This is a genomic window from Daejeonella sp., assembly GCF_044232565.1.
Taxonomy (GTDB): domain Bacteria; phylum Bacteroidota; class Bacteroidia; order Sphingobacteriales; family Sphingobacteriaceae; genus Daejeonella.
Window position 1 is genome coordinate 1 of sequence record NZ_JBIILQ010000210.1, and the last position, 4,981, is coordinate 4,981.

The window sequence follows — 4,981 nt, forward strand, 5'->3', positions numbered from 1 at the left end:
GAATAATATTCTTCACCATACTGCTGTCCATGGGTCATGGCCACCTCAATATCTTCACCTATGAGGTGAATAATTGGATAGCGCAATGTTTCTGTGTCGGTATTACGGGTAAGAAGATCATATAACCCTCTTTCCGAGAAAAATTTTGTTCCGTTAAAATTGATGGTTAGGCCAGAATTTAGAAACACATAATTCCAGATCATACTTTCTACAAACTCGGGAATATAACGGTAGTTTCTAAAAATAGTATCATCCGCATAAAACACAACTGCCGTTCCATTACGTTGCGTAGTTTCTACTTCAGGCATATCGTTAACGAGTACGCCCTGCTCAAATTCGGCTTTTTTTGTGCGACCATCCCGATAGGATTGCACCATGAAATGAGAGGATAATGCATTTACTGCCTTTGTACCTACACCATTTAAACCCACCGACTTCTGGAATGCTTTTGAATCGTATTTACCACCGGTATTGATCTTTGAAACACAATCAATTACTTTACCTAGCGGAATTCCACGTCCGTAATCGCGAATAGAAACTTTTTTATCACTTACTGTAATTTCGATAGTTTTGCCGGAGCCCATCACAAACTCATCAATAGAATTGTCGAGGATCTCCTTTAAAAGAACATAAATACCATCGTCATAAGCCGAACCATCGCCAAGCTTACCGATATACATACCGGGACGAAGTCGAATATGCTCTTTCCAGTCGAGCGACCGTATACTATCATCACTATAATCTATTTCAGCCATTCACGTATTTTTTTCAATTTAAGCATTACAAATTTAAAAATTAGATCTGCATACTTAGCGTGTAGATTTCCACATTTAAACAAAAAGAGCCCTGATTTTTATCAGGACTCTTAAAAATTATACGTTACAATATACCTAAACTTTTCGAAGTCTGATAATTCGCAAGTGATGCAAGAGCTTTATAACCGGAAAAGATGGGTCAAATTCATACCATTTTAATGCAAAATTAACGTTGTTTGGCTTTTTATGATGGTTGTTTTGGAACAATTCGCCTAGCATTAAGAAATCTAATGGCAGGGAATTTTTACTATGATCATCATTATCATAATTAGAATAACCGTATTTATGCCCGCACCAGTTTACAACAGCTCCATGAATTGGCCCCATTAAAAAATGAATAGGAAGCAGTAAAAACATCCACCAATACTCAGCAAACTGGATATAAAAAGCAATGTAAGCCATAATAAATACAGAACGGGTAATCCAAAGATCACCGATACGGTCAATTAAGGGCCATGTTGGGTAATTATCGCGAAAAGCAGCTTCTGGCTCAATTTTAAACCTTACGTAATCGAGATAAATGTTTTTTGTTTGAACCATCATTCCAATCACATCTTTAAAGAAGTGTGGAGAGTGTGGATCCTTTTCAGTATCGCTATAAGCATGATGCATGCGGTGCATGATTGCATAAGCACGAGGATTTAAAAAAGATGAGCCTTGCGCCAAAAATGTAGCCATATAAAAAAACTTCTCCCAGAAGGCATTCATTTTGAACATCTTATGAGAAGAATATCGGTGAAGGAAAAATGTTTGAAAAAACAGAGATAAAAACCAATGACAGAGAAAAAATATTAAAATAACCATATGTAATAAATAATTGTTTTTTAAAGGACCACAAAAATAAGTATTAATAATTATTTTGAATTAATACTATTGTAACGATATTCTGATTAAGGCAATTAGCGTCCAAAATCATCTTGTAACCGAACAATATCCGATTCATCAGATGGGTTAGAAGCATCAGTATGTTGCCAAATCTCGGCAAGCAATCCCCAATCATTTAAACCAACTAATCGATGTCGCTCACCTTGTTGTAACACAATACGATCTCCTGGATTATAAGTCTCCATATCAGTCTCCATATCAGTTAGGCTCCTAACTACGCCCACCTGACCTTTAATAACCTGCCAAATTTCAGCTCTACGATGATGATACTGCCATGAAAGTCGCTTTTGAGGGGCTACAACTAAAAACTTCGGACTCAATTTACCGGATATTTTAAGGTTGTTGACCTCAATTCCATCAAAATAAGTATTGGCAAATTCCTGAGCCTGACTCTCATCAATCACAAAAAAACCACCCCATGGCCGTGTTAAATCCTGTTGAACGATAGTAAAACCGTTTTTTTCTAAACTTTCCTTTGCTTCAAGGAATATTTGATGCGATGCTTGAGTTAAATCCATTACATACAATGATAAAAGTATTGCTTGAAATATCCAATTCTATTATACGAATTCATTAATATTGAGAGAAATATACTGGAAGCTATTGTGTTAACCCACTGCAATTTTCCAAAATCCAGCCTCTTTGATCTCCACATCATTATTTAGTTGGAGATGTGATGCGGAGTCTTATCGGATACACTATAATCATTAATTGCAAGATCTACCCCCCTTCCGGATTTAAAGATTTGTAGTGTAAGATTGTAGCTCCCAATTGTTGTTAAAATCAGGCAAATTTCTGCTACAGGGAGTATTCCGCCATGCACAAGAGTAGAACCACTACTCACATTATTGCATCATTTCGAATAATATTATCCCTAATCTATGCTCCTTACTTACATCAATGCTCGTCATATACGTTCCCTTTTCGAAAATCACCAACTGCTTTTCAGGCTAAGGAGCTTTCACCTTTTTTGGGGCACTCGCCGACAGAGATAGGAAATAATCAGGAATAAAGAGGCAAGGATTTGAAAGGATTTAACACGTTTGATATTTTAAATAATATGATAAAAAGAGAGCCAGGAAGCTAAATGTATAGGTTATGAATTTCACTAATTATTGGATTTTAGCTAGAAAAGCTCCCTATATTCCTCCTCATCACCCACCTTTTGTACCGTACACATTTCCAATTGATTAGGCAGTAATGGTTCTAGAGCCAACATACGATCAGGCAAAGGGAGCTCCTTATTCACCCAAATATTAGCATTTTGGATGGTGAGCAAACAAGGCATTCGATCATGCAGCTCTTTCATGTCTTCATTTGCTGTGCGGGTGATAATGGTACAACTATGAATTAATTCACCGGTTTTATGATCTACCCAGGTATCCCATAAACCTGCCATTAGCGTAAACCTCATATCCTTCATTCGGATGAGGTAAGCCTGCTTTTTCTTAACCTTTTCGTCAAGTTTTTTCCATTCATAAAAGCCATCAGTAATAATTACACAATGCTTTTTCCCTAACAAATGTTTCCAGCTCCCAGACTCACTCAAATTTTCAATTCGGGCATTAAAAGTGCTAAACTTAGGCTTCTCTTTTGCCCAAAAAGGAATGAGGCTCCATCTTAAATATTGAAGTTCTGAAGGCTTGTCATCCGTAAAAACGGGCAATTCCATAATGGGGGGCAAATTGATATTTGCCGGCCTTATCAAGTCGTTGGCTAATTTAAGATGCAAGCCCTTTGCGATGCTGGTTTGATCTGATATACTTACTCTACCGCACATGATATATAGATTTAAAAACAAAAGTAAAATACAGATTTATGAATCATAGAAATTAAAAAAAAATATAATAAAAATGAATTAAACTACTCATGATTATCATCACACTTAAACTTATTGGCCATCATTATTTGATAAAGCATGGCTTAATAGCTTTGTGAAAAGATAAAAATATATTTATGATAAAATCGATCGAATTTAATGAGCATGTTGCTGAATACGAAGAATGGTTTGAAAAATACCCCTTTGTTTTTAAAAGTGAGGTAGAAGCAATTCGCGATTTTTTACCCGTAGGTGATGCAATGTATGGACTTGAAGTGGGGGCTGGCACCGGCCGTTTTTCGAAAGAGCTTGGCCTTAAGGAAGGAATTGAGCCTTCCAAAAAGATGCGCCTAGTAGCAATAGAAAGAGGCTTAGAGCTGATGCCTGGTGATGCAGAACATTTGCCTTTTAAAGATTTGCATTACGATTTTGTTTTAATGATTTTTTGCATCAGTTATTTTAATAATCTTGGCGCCTCCTTCGCTGAAGCAAAGCGAGTTCTAAAAAATGGTGGCTCCCTCATCGTAGGATTTATAGATAAAGAAAGTATTATCGGAAAAGCCTATGAACGCCGTAAACCATTCAGTGTTTTTTATAAACAAGCCAATTTTTACACACCCGAGAAGGTAATCGAAGAACTGAAAAAAAAAGGGTTCAGAAATTTGCAATTTTCACAAACCTTGTTTCATGATCTTGACCAAATAAAAGAGCTTGAACCTGCAAAGCCAGGTTATGGAGAAGGTTCATTTGTGCTCATTAAGGCTATAAAGTAAAAAAATCATGCAAAAAACATTCATAAAAGACGCGCTAGAGGTAATACATGAAAGAAAAAGTGTACGGAATTATACCGGCGAGTTAATCAGCACTGAGGACATAAATGTAATCCTAAAAGCTGCAATGGCTGCACCTGTAGCCATACACATGATGCCATGGAAATTTATTGTAGTTCGGGATAAAGACAAGTTAAAAGCACTATCCGATGGACTACCATTTGCCAAAATGCTTCCAAAAGCAGGAACGGGAATTGTTGTTTGTGCTGCTCCTCATGAAGCCGCTTTGGGAAAGGAAGAATTTGCTATTCTTGATTGTGCCTGCGCAAGTGAAAATATTCTTTTAGCGGCCGAGGCATTGGGCTTAGGCGCGGTTTGGACTGCCGTATATCCAAGCAAGGAGCTCATAAGCTTTGTAAGGAAAGAATTAGGAATCCCACAGAATATTATTCCCCTAAATATAATAGCCATTGGGCACCCAATTGGTGATGAACATGCTGAGGATAAATATGAACCAAACAATATTCACTGGGACAAATGGTAATACAAAAAATGCATAATCCACTTTAAAATTGAGAAAAAATTAGAAATTGAAAAAAAGCTATGGCAAAGACTATTGCAGAACACTATTCTGAAGAACTAGAAAACTGGGATCAATCCCTAAAATTTTACGCGACTGAAATGGATCATAT

The 4,981-nt window shown here is 36.7% G+C and carries 6 protein-coding genes; 2 read left to right on the forward strand and 4 right to left on the reverse strand.

The window, feature by feature from the left end; genetic code table 11:
• From ACILQF_RS10545 to ACILQF_RS10560, 4 genes are all read right to left on the reverse strand, one after another.
• Positions 1 to 755 (reverse strand): ATP-binding protein (locus tag ACILQF_RS10545; protein WP_395627370.1); only part of this gene is annotated, 755 nt, incomplete at its 3' end.
• 135 nt (positions 756 to 890) lie between these two features.
• Positions 891 to 1,619: an acyl-CoA desaturase gene (locus tag ACILQF_RS10550; protein ID WP_395627371.1), complete on the reverse strand. Its 729-nt coding sequence runs from the start codon at positions 1,617 to 1,619 to the stop codon at positions 891 to 893.
• A gap of 95 nt (positions 1,620 to 1,714) precedes the next feature.
• The gene (locus ACILQF_RS10555; protein ID WP_395627372.1) at positions 1,715 to 2,218 is read right to left on the reverse strand and encodes a phosphoheptose isomerase; all 504 of its coding nucleotides are present in this window, start codon (positions 2,216 to 2,218) and stop codon (positions 1,715 to 1,717) included.
• Between the two features lie 608 nt (positions 2,219 to 2,826).
• Positions 2,827 to 3,480: an SOS response-associated peptidase gene (locus tag ACILQF_RS10560; RefSeq protein WP_395627373.1), complete on the reverse strand. Its 654-nt coding sequence runs from the start codon at positions 3,478 to 3,480 to the stop codon at positions 2,827 to 2,829.
• A 176-nt stretch (positions 3,481 to 3,656) separates the two neighbouring features.
• Here ACILQF_RS10560 and ACILQF_RS10565 point away from each other — a divergent pair, with 176 nt between their 5' ends.
• Both ACILQF_RS10565 and ACILQF_RS10570 read left to right on the forward strand, forming a co-directional pair.
• The gene (locus ACILQF_RS10565; protein WP_395627374.1) at positions 3,657 to 4,292 is read left to right on the forward strand and encodes a class I SAM-dependent methyltransferase; all 636 of its coding nucleotides are present in this window, start codon (positions 3,657 to 3,659) and stop codon (positions 4,290 to 4,292) included.
• Positions 4,293 to 4,299: 7 nt separating this feature from the next.
• Complete coding sequence (locus tag ACILQF_RS10570; RefSeq protein ID WP_395627375.1) at positions 4,300 to 4,833, forward strand: nitroreductase family protein; 534 nt, start codon at positions 4,300 to 4,302, stop codon at positions 4,831 to 4,833.
• Positions 4,834 to 4,981 lie beyond the last annotated feature (148 nt).